This window comes from Paludisphaera soli (assembly GCF_011064595.1).
Classification (GTDB): Bacteria; Planctomycetota; Planctomycetia; order Isosphaerales; family Isosphaeraceae; genus Paludisphaera; species Paludisphaera soli.
The window spans coordinates 44,009-60,198 of the sequence record NZ_JAALJI010000003.1; the positions used below are offsets into that span (position 1 = coordinate 44,009).

General features: G+C 68.8%; 11 protein-coding genes. 8 read left to right on the forward strand and 3 right to left on the reverse strand.

What is annotated here, in order from left to right; translation table 11 throughout:
* The first annotated feature begins 12 nt into the window (after positions 1-12).
* From G6O68_RS05510 to G6O68_RS05520, 3 genes are read left to right on the forward strand one after another with little or no spacing between them, the layout of a single operon-like run.
* The gene (locus tag G6O68_RS05510; RefSeq protein WP_165245678.1) at positions 13-3,516 is read left to right on the forward strand and encodes an outer membrane protein assembly factor BamB family protein; all 3,504 of its coding nucleotides are present in this window, start codon (positions 13-15) and stop codon (positions 3,514-3,516) included.
* A complete protein-coding gene (locus tag G6O68_RS05515; RefSeq protein WP_165245680.1) occupies positions 3,513-6,023 on the forward strand; it encodes an ABC transporter substrate-binding protein in 2,511 nt (836 codons plus the stop codon). The genes G6O68_RS05510 and G6O68_RS05515 overlap by 4 nt, the downstream gene beginning before the upstream one ends.
* Positions 5,990-7,570 carry a hypothetical protein gene (locus tag G6O68_RS05520; protein ID WP_165245682.1) on the forward strand — a complete coding sequence of 527 codons (1,581 nt, stop codon included), beginning with the start codon at positions 5,990-5,992 and terminating at the stop codon, positions 7,568-7,570. Before G6O68_RS05515 ends, G6O68_RS05520 begins: the two co-directional genes overlap by 34 nt.
* A 13-nt stretch (positions 7,571-7,583) precedes the next feature.
* Here the strand turns inward: G6O68_RS05520 and G6O68_RS05525 are convergent, their stop codons facing one another.
* From G6O68_RS05525 to G6O68_RS05535, 3 genes are all read right to left on the reverse strand, one after another.
* The gene (locus tag G6O68_RS05525) at positions 7,584-8,186 is read right to left on the reverse strand and encodes a GbsR/MarR family transcriptional regulator (RefSeq protein WP_240911056.1); all 603 of its coding nucleotides are present in this window, start codon (positions 8,184-8,186) and stop codon (positions 7,584-7,586) included.
* A gap of 119 nt (positions 8,187-8,305) precedes the next feature.
* Positions 8,306-8,890, reverse strand: a complete 585-nt coding sequence (gene msrB, locus G6O68_RS05530; protein ID WP_165245684.1) for a peptide-methionine (R)-S-oxide reductase MsrB — start codon at positions 8,888-8,890, stop codon at positions 8,306-8,308.
* Between the two features lie 26 nt (positions 8,891-8,916).
* On the reverse strand, positions 8,917-10,419 hold the full coding sequence (locus G6O68_RS05535; RefSeq protein WP_165245686.1) for an aldehyde dehydrogenase family protein: 1,503 nt from the start codon (positions 10,417-10,419) through the stop codon (positions 8,917-8,919).
* Between the two features lie 450 nt (positions 10,420-10,869).
* On the opposite strand from G6O68_RS05535, the gene G6O68_RS05540 reads away from it, so the two are divergent.
* The 5 genes from G6O68_RS05540 (at position 10,870) to G6O68_RS05560 (ending at position 16,190) form a co-directional block, all read left to right on the forward strand.
* Positions 10,870-12,249, forward strand: a complete 1,380-nt coding sequence (locus G6O68_RS05540; RefSeq protein WP_165245688.1) for a Gfo/Idh/MocA family oxidoreductase — start codon at positions 10,870-10,872, stop codon at positions 12,247-12,249.
* Positions 12,250-12,465: 216 nt separating this feature from the next.
* Positions 12,466-13,782: a Gfo/Idh/MocA family protein gene (locus G6O68_RS05545; RefSeq protein ID WP_165245690.1), complete on the forward strand. Its 1,317-nt coding sequence runs from the start codon at positions 12,466-12,468 to the stop codon at positions 13,780-13,782.
* A 34-nt stretch (positions 13,783-13,816) separates the two neighbouring features.
* Positions 13,817-15,025: an FG-GAP repeat domain-containing protein gene (locus G6O68_RS05550; RefSeq protein ID WP_165245692.1), complete on the forward strand. Its 1,209-nt coding sequence runs from the start codon at positions 13,817-13,819 to the stop codon at positions 15,023-15,025.
* 168 nt (positions 15,026-15,193) lie between these two features.
* On the forward strand, positions 15,194-15,808 hold the full coding sequence (locus G6O68_RS05555; protein WP_165245694.1) for a hypothetical protein: 615 nt from the start codon (positions 15,194-15,196) through the stop codon (positions 15,806-15,808).
* The gene (locus G6O68_RS05560; protein ID WP_165245696.1) at positions 15,795-16,190 is read left to right on the forward strand and encodes a winged helix-turn-helix domain-containing protein; all 396 of its coding nucleotides are present in this window, start codon (positions 15,795-15,797) and stop codon (positions 16,188-16,190) included. The genes G6O68_RS05555 and G6O68_RS05560 overlap by 14 nt, the downstream gene beginning before the upstream one ends.

A 16,190-nucleotide genomic window follows, 5' to 3' on the forward strand; every position in this document is an offset into this window, starting at 1 on the left:
CCCGGACGCCCCATGGCCACGCTTGAGATCCACGACGCCGACGGCCGCGTCCGGTTCGTCGACCTGGACAGGTCGCACCCGATCCTCTTCGGCTCGGGGGCCGCATGCGACATCGTCCTCGCCGGCGAGGGCGTCCTGCCCGTCCACGGCCGGATCCGCTGGCGAGGACGCCGTTTCAAGGTCGACGCCTCGCCCGACGCCGAATTCCTGGAAGTCAACGGCAGCAAGATCGTCTCCGCGACCCTCCGACAGGGCGACGAGCTGACCGTCGGCCCTTGTCGGATGTTCGTTCTGCGGCTCGACGACCCGGGGACCGAGTCCGCCCCCCGTCGCGATCGGCGACGTCCGGCGCGGGCCGAGGCCGACGAGCCGACCAGGGTGCTCTCGGGGCCGGCCGAAGGCTCGCACGTCGAAGCGCCCGTGATCCAAGCCCCCCCGCGTCGCGTCTCGGTGTTCGAAAAGGACGACGTCCTCGCCACACTCGACCTCGACCTGCCGCCGAACGAGGCGAAGGCCCCTCCGATCGCCAGCTCGGCCCGTCGGCCGCCAAAAGGGAAAGGGGCCGGGACGATCGCCCGACTCCTGGCGCGGTGGCGGAATCCTCGGGAGGCCGACGCTCCGGGTCGCGAGGTGATCGCGGCCTCGCCGACCGTCCTGGCGCTGGTCGCCCTCCTCGGCCTCCTGATCGCGATGGGCTTCTGGCTCAACGGGATCATTGTTCGGACGATCGCCTCAAGGACCTTCAATCACGCGATGGAGTTGCTCGAGGACGGCGACAACGCGACCGCGATCCGCGAGTTCGACTCCTTCCTCGAGAAGAACCTCGAAGACCCCCGCGCCGGCAAGGCCCTCACCCTCCGCGCCCTGGCCAACGTCCGGCAGTACATCTCCGTCTCGGGCGCGACGTGGTCCCGAGCGCTCGAGGCCGCGCGTGAGATGGTCGACACGGTCGGCGAACTGCCCGAGTATCGGGACGAGAAGTCGGAGCTGGGGGATCTGACGATCCGGATCGGCGAAGGGCTGGCCGACCGCGCCCGTCGGACGCCCCCCGACGCCAAGTCTCTGGCCGAGGCGGAGGAGGCGGTCGCACTGCACGCCAGGATCGCCGGCGAGTCGGCGCCCGCGTTCCTCACCAAGTCCCGACTCCCCGACCTGATCAACGAAGCGAGGGCGGCGATCCGCAAGGCCGACGCTCTCGCGGCCGCGATCGCGGCGATGGACCGGGCGATAGGTCGCAAGTCGGCGACCGAGGTGTACAAGGCGCGCGACGGCTTGGTACTCGCCTACGCCGATCTCTCGAAGCACCCGAAGGTCGTCGAGCGGATGGTCCTCGCCAACGATCTGATGCGGCAGGCGGCCAGGGTGGACCCTTCGCGGCGGCCCGGCGAAACGACGGAGAGGCCGGAGCCGCTGGGGCCGGCCACGTCGCTGGTCTCCCGCTCGCGGTCGGACGCGCCGGCCTCGCCGCTCGCCGCCGACGGCGTCGCCTATGCGTTGGCCGACGGCGCGGCGTACGCGATCGACGCCGCGACGGGCGCGCCCCTCTGGCGGACGCCGGTCGGCCTCGCCTGCACGGTCGTCCCCGCGCCCGTTCCGGGCGACGCCAGCGTGCTGACCTTCGACGCGCGCCATCACGAACTGTGCCGCCGCGACGCCCGGACCGGACGATTGATCTGGCGCCAGGGTCTCGAAGAAGACGTCGACGCCGCCCCGCTGGTTATGGGCGAGCAGGTCTATCAGACGCTCCCCAGCGGCCGCTTGAGGGTGCTTGCGCTCGCGACCGGCGAGGTGGAGGCCACGGTAGACCTCGGCTTCCCCGTCACGCGGACGCCGGTCGCCGACGAATCGGGACGGTTCCTCTACGTCATGGGCCGCAAGGACTGCCTGTTCGTGATCGCCCGCGACCCGCTGGCCTGCGTGGACGTGCAGTATCTGGGCCATGGCGAGGGGTCCATCCCCTGCCCACCCGCGCGGCTCGGGCGGTTCCTGGTCGTGGCCGAGAACGACGGGATCGGCGACAGCCGATGGCGCGTCCTGGTCCTCGACGAGGACGGCTCGCGGCCTCGGGCCGTGCAGACGATCGAGGTGGCGGGCTGGACCTGGGACTCGCCGCCGACCTCGGGCTCGTCGATCTGGGCGGTCGGCGATCGCGGCGGGCTCGAGGTCTTCGCGGCGGGCGATTACGCCGGCGCGAACCCGTTCCGGTCGATCGCGCGGCTGAGCCCCGACCTCACGAGCACCGGACCGGCTTTCGGCTTCACATCCTCCGAGCGCGACATCTGGGTCGCCGCTTCTCGCACGGCCCGCTACGACCTCGACGGCGACGGGGGACGGCTGGCGAGCCGATACATGCTCGGCGACCTGGGCCCGGCCGCCGGGCCGATCCGGGCCGCGGGGCGGCGGCTGATCCTGAGCTTCGAATCGCGACGCGGCGGCGTCTCGCTGCGCGGCGTCGATCCGTCGGCCGGCGAGATCGAATGGGAGACCGTCATCGGCGGCCCGTGGCCGGTCCCCCCGGTCGCCTGGGGCGACGGCGACTCGCTCGCGAGCGTCGATCGGGCCGGTCGCCAGATCCGCATCCCTCGGGCCGACCTGGAGCGCGGCGGCTTCGTGACCACCTTACTCCCCAGGCCGGGCGATCCCCAGGCCCCAGACGGCCTCCTGACGCGAGTCGCTCGCGAGGGGCGGGAACTGACGCTCCTCGCCCCAGGCCGGGGCGGCTCCGAGCTCTGGACGGAGTCCGACGGCGGCTGGAAACGGTCGGAACTCCCTTCGGTCCTGGCCGCGTCGCCCCTCCCGTGGTCGGGCGGGCTGCTGATCCCGGGCGAGGACGGTCGGGCCTACCTGATCGACCCGACGTCGGGAAGATCCGACGCCGAACCGCTGGTGCCCGAGTTCGAACGCGACCGGACGGGCCGATGGCTGGCGCCGGCGGCCCTCGACGGCGACTCGGTCCTGCTCGCCGACGACGCCGGCCGGGTCCGCCGGTTGGGCTTCAAGGCCGCCCCGGAACGTCGGATCGTGATCGAGGCCGAGGCGACGCTCGACCAGAGGATCCTCGCCGATCCGGCCTGCACGCGCACGGCCGTCGTGCTGGCGATGGCGGACGGTTCGGTGCGCTCGCTCGCGGCCCGCGACCTCAGCCCCGTCGGGTCCTGGAAGCTCGACGCCCCGCTGCTGGGGGCCCCGATGGAAGTCGACGGCCGCGTCGTCGCCTTCGACGCGGCGGGCGGCGTGACGCTCTTCGATACCGACGGCCGTCGCGCCTGGACGTCGACCCCAGGCGCGCCGGCGCTCGGCGCCCCGCTGATTCGCGGCGACGTCGTCTGGATCCTGGACCGCGAGGCCCATGCTCGGGGCCTGGCCCTCGCCGACGGCCGCGAGGTCGGCTCGATCGAGCTGGGCGCCCAGCCGACCGGCGGATTGATCGCGGTCGGACCGGACGTGCTCGCGCCGACCGGTCGAGGCGTGTTGCAACCGATCAAGCTGGAAGCCGCCGGAGGAACGAAGCCATGAGACGCTCCCCGCGGCCCGATTCGCGCTCAAAGGTCGCCCACCGGATGATCGGACCGGCGCTCGTCGCCTCGACTTGCCTCGGCCTGCTCGCCGGTTCGGTCGCGACCGCGACGGGCCAGGAAGCGGCGAGGGCGGCGGCGATGCCGGCCGATCTCCTCGTGTCGCGTCCCTTCGACCGGATCACCCTCATCGACAACTCGACGCTCCTAGTCGAGCCGGTCAGCCCGCGCCCTCTGCCGCCGGTCGAGACGCCGAAGCCCCCGACCCGGGGCCCGGCCATCCCCCTCGGGGGTAACATCGGTCTGCCCGGCGAGCCCAGCAAGTTCGAGGCGTTCGAGGCCAGGAAGGCCGAGGAGCCCGGTCCGGAGACCCAGATCACCATCCATCTCGCCCAGGAAGCCGCGACCGGCAGGGGCGACGCCCGCGATTTCAAGCTCAAGCGAACCGCCATCAAGAAGATCGAGTATTTTGAGGAGATTCTCCTGGCCGAGGGCGAGCGTCTGCTCCGAGCCCGCGACTTCACTCGGGCCTTCGAGCACTACCTTAGGGTGCGGAATCGAGATCCGAAGTGGCCGGGACTCGATGACCACGTCGACGCCCTGCTGTTCGCCGAAGGCCGGCAGGCGCTGGGGGACGGCGACGTGACCCGAGGCCTTCGCCTCCTGCGCGAGCTGCACGTCCGCAAGCCTGACTACCCCGGCCTGCTGGATCAGTTCGCCTCGGCCTACGCCGGCCGCATCACGCGAGCGATCGAGCTGAAGCTCTATCCCGAGGGCCGCCGGCTCCTCCACGAACTGGAGGAAGTGGCGAAGGACCTGCCTCGGACTCGGGAGTTACGCTCGAAGTTCGTGGATCTGGCCCGAGATCGGGCCGGCCTTGTTGGATCGGGATCCAACCCCGAGAGACTCGACGCCCTGCTCGAAGCCCTGAAGATCTGGCCGACCCTCGAAGGCGCGGAGGCCGAGTACGGCAAGGCCTTCGCGGCGGACCCGACCCTCGACGTTGCGGTGGTCGACGTCCCCTGGCCCGCCGGCCCCTGGACCCGCTCTCCGGCCGATGCTCGAATCGCCCCGCTCCTGTTCCTGCCGATGCTCGCGGATGATTCGGAGGAGGCGAGGCGGGGCGAAGCTTCGGGCCAGATCGCTGCCGAACTTGAGTCCACCGACCTTGGACGCCGCCTGGTCGTCCGAGTCAGGCCCAACATCCCCTGGTCCGACGGGTCGCGCGACGTGTCGGCGGTGGATGTGGCCCGAACGCTGATCGACCGCTGCGACCCGAGGGACGCGGCCAAGTATCAGGCGAGGTGGGCCGACGTCCTCGAGAAGGTCCAGCCGATCGACGAGGCCCGGGTGGAGCTTCGCCTGAAGCGACCGCTGCTCAAGCCGTCCTTCTGGCTGGACGCCCCAGTGGGCGCCGCGCACGCGGGAGCCGACGGCCGGGTCGTGGTTTCGTCGCAGGAGCGTCGCCTGGTGGGTTCGGGGCCCTACATCTGCTTCGACTCGTCGCCCCAGTCGATCGAACTCCGGGTTCGATCCGAGGCTTCGGCGGATAACCCTTCCGGCTCCATTCGCCGACTTCGCGAGGTCCGATACGACCGGCCCGCCGGTGCTCTCGCCGCCTTCAATCGCGGCGACGTCGCCTTGCTGGCCCACGTCCCGCCCGATCAGCGGGCCAAGCTGGGAGGGACGCCGGGCGTCGGTCTGGGGAGCTACTCGCAGCCCGCCGTGCACGTCCTGGCCCTCGACGGCCGTTCGCCGCTCCTCCGCAATCGGACTTTGCGACGGGCCCTGTCCTACGCGCTCGATCGCAAGAGTCTACTCGAAGAGACGATCCTCAAGAGCCCTGGCGGCGATGGCGATGCGCCGGCCGACGGCGTGTTCCCGCGGGGCGGCTATGCAGACGCCCCGGGGGTCAAGCCGCTCGCTTACGATCCCGTCCTGGCGGTCGCCCTGGCCTCGCTAGCCCGGGGCGAGATGAAGCTGGAAGCCGTGAAACTGAAGCTGGAATACCCCCCCATCGCGGAAGTCGAGGCGGTCGTCGCCCGGCTGGTCGAGGCGTTCCGGCTGGCTCGGATCGAGGTCGCGGCCGTCGCGGTCCCCCAATCTCGGCTGGAATCGGAGTTACGCGCCGGCCGACGCTTCGACCTGGCCTACCGCGTCCTTCGCTGCGACGAGCCGGTGCTCGACGCGGGGCTGATGATCTGCCCGGGCTACGACGCTCCCCCATCGGCCGACGCGTTGGCGTCGGCCGCCAGCCCTCGGATCCTCCAACTGCTGCTCCAGCTCGAACGCTCCACGGACCTGCCGACCGCCCGCGGGCTGGCCCTCCAGATCGATCGCGAGCTGCGCGACGAACTCCCGGTGATTCCGCTCTGGCAGCTCACCGAACAGTATGCCTGGCGGTCGCGCCTCAAGGGCCCGACCGCCTCCGCCGACCGCCTCTATCGAGGAATCAAGACGTGGGAGATCACGCCGTGGATCGCCAAAGACCCCTGGATCGGCGACTGACGGCGGCCGTGCTGACGCTTCTCCTCGCGGTCGGGTCGATCGGCCGGACGCAGGAGGGGCCGTCGACGGCGCCGGCTTCCGAGCCGGAACCCCTCGAAAACCGCCCTTACCGCATCGAGGTCCATCTGGCGTCGGATGCCGACGCTCGGCTGGACTCGGGGCGGCGAGGAGCCCTGATCGCGTCCTGGCTGGAAATGGTGAGGCGGTACGTCGGCCCGTCCTGGTCGATTCGGATCGCCGATCGCCCCAGCTCGCTCGCGGTCTCGGACCTGGAAGGTCTCAAGGCGGGAGCCCTCTCGGGTTTCGATCCCGCCTCGGACAAAATCTGGCTGGTTCGAGTGTCGGTCGACGGCGACGACGCCGGACTGGTCTTTTCGGGCCGAGAGTACGACGCCGCGACTCGATGGTTGGGACCCTTGCAGCGCCGCAAGGCCACGGCCCGCCTCGACGCGACCCGGACGTTCTTCCGGTTCACGCTCGACCTCTTCAGCCCTTCAGCCCTGATCGTCGGCCAGGAGGGCGGCCGGGCGCTCCTGAAGGTCCAGGGAGCGTCGATACCCCCCGCGAGCGACCTCGGGGCGGTCGTCACGAAGGGGACGACGTTCATCCCCTTGCGGCTCGTCACCCTGCGCGATGAGTCGGTGGGAATCACCCGGATCGCCTATACCTATCTCGCGGCCGAGTCCGTCGAGGGCTCCATCGCCCGCTGTGCGATCCTCAGTGCTTATCGCGACCCCCTCTCGCAACGCATCTCCCGTCCGAACACCCTGGCGGCGCTGGGGATCAAAGCTGGCGAGACTGCGCTACGCCTCCGATTCGTGGACAAGGCCACCCGGGAACCGGCCTCGGGCTACACGCTCACGGAGCGTCCCGCGCCCGACGGCCCGATCCGTCAGGTCGGCATGACCGACCGATCGGGCCGCATCGTCGTGGAGCCGGGTCCCACGAAGGGAGTGGTCAAGCTCCGACTGCTCGCCGGCGACTCGGAACCGCTCGCCGAGTTCCCCATCATGCCCGGCGAGAGCGCCGAGGAGCGCGAGATCACGGTCGATCCGCTGCCGCTGGCCGCCAGGTATCAGGTTCAACTCGACGCGATACGCGACGCGGTCGTCGATCAGGTCGCGCTCCGAGCCCGGCTCGAACGGCTGATGCAGGTCCGGCTCGAAGGCGAGGACTGGACGGGGCTACAGGAACTGCTCAAGCAGCACGACCTACTGCCGCCCCCCTCGTCGTTCGCGGAGACGTTGAAGAAGCTGAAAGACGAGGCGACCAAGCTTTCCTACGAAACGACGAAGACGATCGTCCTGACGAGGAATCTCCAGGCCGAGTTCAGCGAACTGGAGGGCCTCATCGAGGGCTATCTCACCGACGACGCCTACAAGGCGTTCGCCGAAGCTCTCCGCGAGAAGAAACGGGAGAGCGAGGCGGTCGAACAAGCCAAGAAGAAGCCCTCGCCCCCCGCGACTCCTGCGGCACCGGTTGAAGAGCCGGCGGTCAAGAAGGCCTCGCCACCCCCCGAGCAGCACTCGCCCGCGAACGTGCCCTGAGGGGTCCGCGGATTCACTTGCCGGAGGTTTCGGGCTCGTCCTCGGGGAGTTCCTCGGAGGAGTCGGCCGGATCGAAGCCGACCTTGCCGTTCCGAGAACCTCGGGAGAAGAGCTTGGCGACCATGGCCCCCCCACGAAACAGTCGGAGCATGGCCGGCGTCGGGAGATTTTCGATCTGCCCGTACCAGTCGGTCACCATTCGGGTGAAAGCCAGCATCTTCTCGAGCTGCTCGCGGGTGTAATCCTCGGCCGCGCCGCCGGCCTTGGCCTCGTCGATGCAGTGTTCAAGCAGGGAGATCGTCGGGTCCATCTCGCGGCGGCGGCGTTCGGCCATGATGACCCGGAAGGTGTCCATCACGTCCTTCAGCGCCTCGAAGCGGTCGCGGCGGTCGCCGATGATATGGACCCGGCGTACTACGCCCCAGGTGATCAGCTCGCGCAGGCTGGTCGAGACGTTCGAGCGGCTGACGTCGAGGAGCGTGCTGATCTCCTCGGCGTCCAGCGCAGTCGGCGCGATGAACAGCAGGGCGTGGACCTGAGCCATGGTGCGATTGATGCCCCATGCCTGGCCCATCTCGCCCCAATGGAGCACGAACTTCTGCGCGGCAGGTGTCATTTCCACAGGATCACCGCTTTGTCGGGTTGAACTGTTTCTACAGAAAATGTACTCCCTGTAAAACCTCCGAACAAGATGAAACGACCATCAGTTCCATCAAAAATCCCGACTTGCGGATTTCATGGCTTATCCGCCTTCTCGGCGGTGGCGTCGGCGGGCTTGGCGTCGCGTTTCTCGAAGTCGATCGAGGCGGAATTGATGCAGTATCGCAGTCCGGTCGGGTTGGGCCCGTCGTCGAAGACGTGGCCCAGGTGGGCGTTGCATTTCCGACACATCACCTCGGTCCGGGTCATGAAGAGGCTCTTGTCGACCTCTTCCTTGATTTCCGAATCGCCGACCGGCTTGTAGAAGCTGGGCCACCCACAGTGGGCGTCGAACTTCGTCTCCGAGTCGAACAGGGGCGTGCCGCAGCCGATACAGCGGTAGACGCCGTCCTCCTTGTGGTCCCAGTACTTACCGGTGAAGGCGCGTTCGGTGCCCTTCTCGCGAACGACGTGGTACTGCTCCGGGGTCAATTTCGCGCGCCATTCCGCTTCGGTCTGGGGGATGTCGCTCGCGGGGGTCTCGTCTCGAGTCGGCATGACCGTGGGGCTCTCCGTCGGAGGTTGGCTGACGGGGACATCGTTCTGTGGCCTTAGGGCCGCGGCGAGGCCGAAGGCGGCCAGAAGCCCGAGGACGGCCGTGAAGGCGATTCGCTTTCGCATGTCGGTTGGATCCTCCCGGGGACATTCTAGGCGCGGGGATGGAACAGGCGACGGTAAAACCTGAGGAAACGGTCGACCGTCGCCGAGTCCGCATAAGGGAAGAGCTGGGGCCGGAAGCCCCCCGCCCTTCTCTCGAAGAGCACCTGGGGGGCGACGAACTCGCGGAGCCCCAGGAGCCCGTGAGTCCTGCCGAAACCGCTGGCCTTGAATCCGCCGAATGGCGCCGAGGCGGAGGCCGTCGGCGTGACCGCTTCGTTGACGCACACCATACCCGCCACGACTCGGCGGGCCATCTCCCGGGCGGCGGAGCGGTCGCGTCCCCAGACGCTGGCCGCCAGGGCCATCCGGCTGGAATTCGCGGCGGCGACCGCTTCCTCGACGTCGGCGACGCCGCGGACGAGCAGCACCGGCCCGAACGCCCCTTCCAGGGCCCGCTCCGGCCCCGGAGAATCGGCTTTCAGCAAGGTTGGTTCGTAATACGAGCCGGGACGGTCCATCCGAAGGCCGCCCGCGATGATCTCGGCCCCGGCGGCCGTGGTCTCGCGGAGGATCTGATCGAAACGGGTCAGCGCCTTCTCGTTAATCAAGGGGCCGACGTCGATGCCGGCCCCCGCCGGATCGCCCACGCGAAGCCCCCTCACGGCCTCGGCGAAGGCGTGAACCCACGGCGCGGCGTCGCCCACCACGTAGACGCGCTTCACCGCGACGCAAGTCTGGCCGCATCCCACGAACGCCGACCAGACGATCGAGCGGACGGTGGCGTCGAGGGGGGCGTCGGGCATCACGATCGCGGGGTCGAAGCCGGACAATTCGACCAGGCCCGGCACCCCGTTCGCCGCCGCGGTCGCCAGGGCGCGACGCCCGGTCTCGACGCTCCCGGTGAACACCATCTTGTCGATGGGCGCTTCCATGAGGGCCCGACCCACCTCGCCGCCGCCGTGGATCATGCCCACGAGCCCGTCCGGCATCCCCGCTTCGAGTAGGCCGGCTTGCAGGCGGTCGGCCGAAGCGATCGCCAACTCCGAAGGCTTCCAAACGACGCCGCACCCCGCGGCGAGCGCCTGGGCGATCGGGACGGCGTTCAGGAACAACGGATAGTTCCAGGTGCCGATCATCCCGACCACACCCAGCGGCTTCCATCGAAGCCTGCCGACCGGAGTCAGAAGCAGGCGCTGCCACGACGGGCCGACCCGCTCGTCCGCCAGGGCCGCCCCGGCGTTCTTGACCGTCCAGCGCAGGGCGTCGAGCGTGGGGATGACGTCGCCGGCGGCGGCCTCATTCGGCGGCTTGCCGATCTCGGCGCGGATCGTCTCGGCCCAGGCGTCGGCGTCCCGGCTGAGGATCCGCCGCCAACGCTCCAGGAACGCCCTACGCTCGCTCCACGGGGTCGACTCCCAGAGCGACTGGGCCGTCCTGGACCGTCCGACGATGCGGGCGACGTCCGAAGCCGGCGTGGCCGCGGCTCGGCCGACCTCCTCGCCCGTCGCGGGATTGCGAGTGACCAAGATGTCTTCGACGGCGAGCGTCATGCGATCCTTTCCGTGGCATTCAGGGCCCGGATCATCGCCCTTGCGCGGGCTCTCCAACCGGGACTTAGGAGCCAAGATAGCAGAATCTCGGGCCGGCGCGACGCTTCGTCGGGACATCGCCGACGGTCCGGGCGGCGCCGAAATTCGATGAATTCCTTTGAAGCTCGCCTCCGGGCGGGGTTATGATTCAAAAGTTGTTGAAGGGTCCCGGGCTCCGCCAGTCGCCATGGATCCTCGATCTGGCGATCGAGATCTCGAGTGCGGAACCGCCCCCTCTTCCGACGGCATCGGATCCCCTGGAGTCCTGGTTCGAAGCTCTAGTCCATCCCTCCCCTGGTCGTGCGCATGCCCGGGGGGCGGTCCCGCCGCCCGGCCGGGCTTGGGCGTGATGCACGGGCCGTCGACCTCGGACGTTCCCCCCCCGCCACCTGCAATCGCTGGAGCGAGCATATGACTGATCCTCAGAGCGGCGCGTCGCGTCGAGATTTCCTGAAGACCGGCGGCGCCGTCGCCACCGTCGCGGCCCTCGCGCAGACGGCCGCCCCCCTCGTCCACGCCGGCGAGGATAACACGATCCAGGTCGCGCTGATCGGTTGCGGCGGTCGCGGCACCGGAGCGGCCGAGAACGCGCTGCTGACCACCAGCGGCCCGATCAAGCTGGTCGCGATGGCCGACGTCTTCGAGGACAAGCTGAACGACAGCTTCGCCCAGCTCGACAAGACGTTCAGCGAGTCCAAGCAGGTCGACGTCCCCGGCGAGCGGAAGTTCATCGGCTTCGACGCCTACCGCAAGGCCATCGACTGCCTGAAGCCCGGCGACGTGGCCATTTTCGCCACCCCCCCGGCCTTCCGTTGGGTCAACTACGCCTACGCCATCGAAAAGGGCGTCAACGTCTTCATGGAGAAGCCCGTCACCGTCGACGGCCCCACCTCCAAGCGGATGCTGGAGCTGAACGAGAAGGCGCTGGCGAAGAACCTGAAGGTCGGCGTCGGCCTCATGTGCCGCCACTGCAAGGCCCGCCAGGAGCTGTTCGACCGGATCCAGGGGGGGGAGATCGGCGACATCATCGCCCTTCGTGCCTACCGCCAGACCGGCCCGGTCGGCTCGGCCAACGTCCCGCCGAAGCCCAACGACATCAGCGAGCTGATGTACCAGATCCGCAAGTTCCACGGCTTCCTGTGGGCCAGCGGCGGTGCCTACAGCGACTTCCTCATCCACAACATCGACGAGTGCTGCTGGATGAAGAACGCCTGGCCGGTCAAGGCCGAGGCCAGCGGAGCCCGCACCTACCGCAACGACTGGATCGACCAGAACTTCGACACCTACTCGGTCGAGTACACCTTCGACGACGGCACCAAGCTCTTCCTCGAAGGCCGCAACATCGACGGCTGCAAGTCCGAGTTCGCCAGCTACGCCCACGGCTCGAAGAACTCGGCCGTCATCTCGTCGAACTCGCACTCCCCGGCCAAGTGCCGGATCTACAACGGCCAGAAGCTCGGCTCCAAGAAGGACCTCGCCTGGGCCTTCCCCCAGCCCGAGCCGAACCCCTATCAGCTCGAATGGGACCACCTGGTCGAGGCGATCCGCACCGACCATCCCTACAACGAGGTGAAGCGCGGCGTTGAGGCCAGCCTGGTGACCTCGATGGGCCGCATGGCCGCCCACACGGGCGAGGTCGTCACGTTCGACGACATGCTCAACTGCAGCCACGAGTTCGCCCCCGACCTCGAGAAGCTGACCATGGACGGCCCGGCGCCGCTTCAGACCAAGCCCAACGGCAAGTACCCGATCCCGCAGCCCGGCATCATCCGCGACCGCGAGTTCGGTTGATCCCGACGGCGAGTCCTCTCGCCGAATGATGAACGACGAATCCCGGGCCGCGATGCGAATCGCCGCCCGGGTTTTTTCATGGCCGAGGCCCTGGGCCTGCCAGGGCTTCGGGCCGGGGTGGGTCCTTGAGTCCGGGGCTAGGGTCTGGTACGAAGCTGGGAGTCCGTTTCCGGACCTCGCACAGCCGGGAGGTCCGACGACCTCGGAGGGGAAGTGATGACCGATCGGTGGACCAGGCGGGAGTTGCTGGCGTATTCGGCATTCGGGGCGGCGACCGGGAGCCTCAGCTCTCGCGCCCTCGCGTATCAGGACGAGCCGGCCGCGCCCAAGCCGAGCGACTCGCCCAACGAGGCGATCGTCCTCGGCTTCATCGGCGTCGGGGGCATGGGTTCAGGACTTCTGAACATCTTCAAGGGCTTCCCGGACGTCCGCGTCGCCGCCGTCTGCGACGTGTACGAGCCCCACGCGCTGCGCGCCAAGGAATCCGCCGGCGGCAAGCCGGACGTCTACGGCGACTTCCGCAAGGTCGTCGATCGCAAGGATATCGACGCCGTGGTCGTCGCGACCCCTGACCACTGGCACGCCATCCCGACCATCATGGCCTGCCAGGCCGAGAAGGACGTGTATTGCGAGAAGCCGCTGGCCCACCGGGTGGCCGAGGGCAGGGCCGTCTCGGACGCCGCCGCCAAGTACAAGCGCGTCACCCAGATGGGCAACCTGATCCACGCCGGCGAGAACTACCACCGGGTGGCCGAGATCGTGCAGTCCGGCGTCCTGGGCAAGATCACCAAGACCCGCGCCTGGATGTCGGCCTCGCGCGAGAGCTTCGGCCGGCCCGCCGACGCCACGCCCCCGGCCGGCTGCGACTACGACTTCTGGCTGGGCCCCGCCCCGGAACGGCCCTTCAACATCAACCGATTCACCTTCAACTGGCGCTGGTACTGGGACTACGGCGGCGGCATCCTCACCGACTTCTGCTGCCACCTGATCGACCTGGTCCACTGGGCCATGGAGGTCGACGCCCCGCGCACCATCAGCGCGACGGGCGGCCGGTTCGCCACCGACGACAACGCCGAGACCCCGGATACGCTGGAGGTCGCCTACGAGTACGAGAAGGGGGGCGACAAGTTCCTCCTCGCCTGGAGCCAGACCGATGTCAGCGATCACGGATTCGACGGCAAGCCCTCCGGTGTGATGTTCCAGGGAACCGAGGGTACTCTGGTCACGAACTACAACCATCACGAAATCTTCCCGGTGAAGGGGAAGACGATCGCGGATGCCCCACGGGTTTTGCCGCGGTCGGTCGGCCACCATCGCGAGTGGCTCGACGCCATCAAGACGCGGGCGACCTGCTCGTGCAACTTCGAGTACGGCCATCGCCTGACCACGGTCGGCGAGCTCGGCAACATCTCGCTCTGGACCGGCGAGAAGCTCGTGTGGGACCCGGCCGCCGAGCGGATCACGAACCACGCGGACGCCAACCAGTTCCTGACCAAGGAATATCGCAAGCCCTGGGTCCTCCCCACCGTCTGACATCGTCCGCCTCTCGACCTCCGGAGAATGAGCCATGAAACGGATCTCGATCGCCGCCGCCGTCCTCGCGGGGGCGTGGCTGGCCTCCCCGGCGATGGCCGGCGAGCCTCGCTGGAAGCAGCACACGATCAACGGCAAGAGCGAGTTCGAGGCGGCCGCCGCATTCGACGTCGACGGCGACGGCAAGCTCGACGTCCTGTCCGGCGACTCCTGGTACAAGGCCCCCGACTGGAAGCGCAATCCGGTGCGCGAGGTCCAGCGCCAGGGCACCTACTACAACGATTTCGCCGTCGTCCCGATCGACGTCGACGGCGACGGCGATCGCGACTTCGTGACGGCTTCCTACTTCGGCAAGGACGTCGCCTGGGTCGAGAATCCGGGCAAGCCGGGCGCGACCTGGACGTACCATCAGATCGACACGCCCGGCACCAGCGAGGCCGCCGTCGCCGTCGACCTCTCCGGCGACGGCGTGCCCGACATCCTGCCGAACTCGACGAACGTCGTGGTCTGGTACGAGGTCGCGAAGAAGGCCGACGGCAAGGGCGTCGAGTTCAAGAAGCACGACTTCGGCACGGAAGCGGCCGGCCACGGCGTCGGCACGGGCGACGTCAACGGCGACGGCCGGACCGACCTGCTGACCCCCAAAGGCTGGTTCGAGGCCCCGGCCGACCCCTCGCGCGAGACCTGGACCTGGCACCCCGACTGGAATTTGGGCGCGACCGGCATCCAGATCCTGGCCAAGGACGTCGACGGCGACGGCCTCTCGGACCTCGTCTACGGCATGGGCCACGACTTCGGGCTCTACTGGGCGAAGCAGGCCAAGGGTGCCGACGGCAAGGCCACCTGGACGAAGGCCCCGATCGACGAGACCGTCGCCTCGGTCCACACCCAGCTTTGGGCTGACATCGACGGCGACGGCAAGGCCGACGAGTTGATCTCTGGCAAGCGGGTCTACGCCCACGAGATCGAGCCCGGAGCGACCGACGGTTCCCTCGTCGCCTGGTACAAGTTCGATCCCAAGGCCGGTCGGTGGGCCAAGCACGTGGTCTTCCAGGGCGAGCCCGCGAAGAACGCCCCCGAGAACGGGGCCGAGCGCCTGGCCCTTCGCGATTTCCCCGTTGGGACCGCCGGGACCGGGCTCCAGGTCTCCGCCGTCGACATCGACGGCGACGGCGACATCGACCTCGTCTGCCCCGGCAAGAGCGGGCTGTACCTGTTCGAGAATCTCGGCTCTGGCGAGTGACCCCGAATCCGAGACCCGATCGGCGACGAGCCTCCCGCTGCCGGGAGGCTCGTCGCGTCGTCCGCGGAAGCCTTGGCGCTCGTGGAGACACGCTTTACTCTATAAAGCCGGCAGGTGTCGTGGTCGAATTTCGGGTATCTCCCGACGATGATCGACGGAAGGGCGGGCATGGAACTCAAGGAAGCGTTGGTACAGATCACCGAAATCCGCACCCAGATGGCGCGGTCCGAGGTGTTCCGCGGCTACCGGGCCGTGCCCGCGGCCTTCTCCGGCGCGGTGGCACTTGCCGCCGCGGCCGTGCAGGCTCTTACCATCCCGGACCCGATGCAGCAGTATCCGGCGTATCTGGCACTCTGGATCGGTACGGCGGTGGTCAGCGGCGGCTCGGCGGTGATGGAAATGTTGATTCGGGCCCGCAATGCGGGCTCGTCATTGACGCGCGAGCAGACCGCCCTCGCGATGGAGCAGTTCTTCCCCTGCCTGGCGGCGGGGGCCCTGGTCACGCTGGTGATCGCCCGCTCGGCGCCCGCCTTGGTCTGGATCTTGCCGGGTCTCTGGCAGCTATTCTACAGCCTGGGCATCTTCGCCACCTCGCGGCTCCTCCCGCGACCGATGTCCGGGGTCGCCGTGTTCTACGCCGCGTGCGGTGCCACGGTCCTGGCGACCTCGCAAGGCGAGTGGGCCCTGAACCCCCTGGCCATGGGCCTGCCCTTCGGGCTGGGCCAACTCCTCGCCGCCGCCGTGCTCTACCGGACCCTGGAGCGCGATCATGACGCATCCTGATCCCAAGCCAGACGAGCCGACCGGCCGCTTCGCCTACGAAGGGCTGGAACGGATCTTCCACGAGAAGGCCCGACTCGGGATCATGACCTCGCTGGTGACCCACTCGCGGGGGCTGGTCTTCGCCGACCTCAAGGACCTCTGCCAGCTGACCGACGGCAACCTGAGTCGGCACCTCCAGATCCTCCACGAGGCCGGGTTCGTCGAGATCTGGAAGGGCTTCCACAAGAAGCGACCGCAGACCCTCTGCCGCGTGACCGAGGGGGGCCGCCAGCGCTTCCTGGAATACATCAACGTCCTCGAAACCGTCGTCCAGGACGCCCTGAAGGCCGCCTCGGGCTCGCCCTCGAGCCCCAAGCTGGCGGAAGGGTGGTCCCCGATCTGA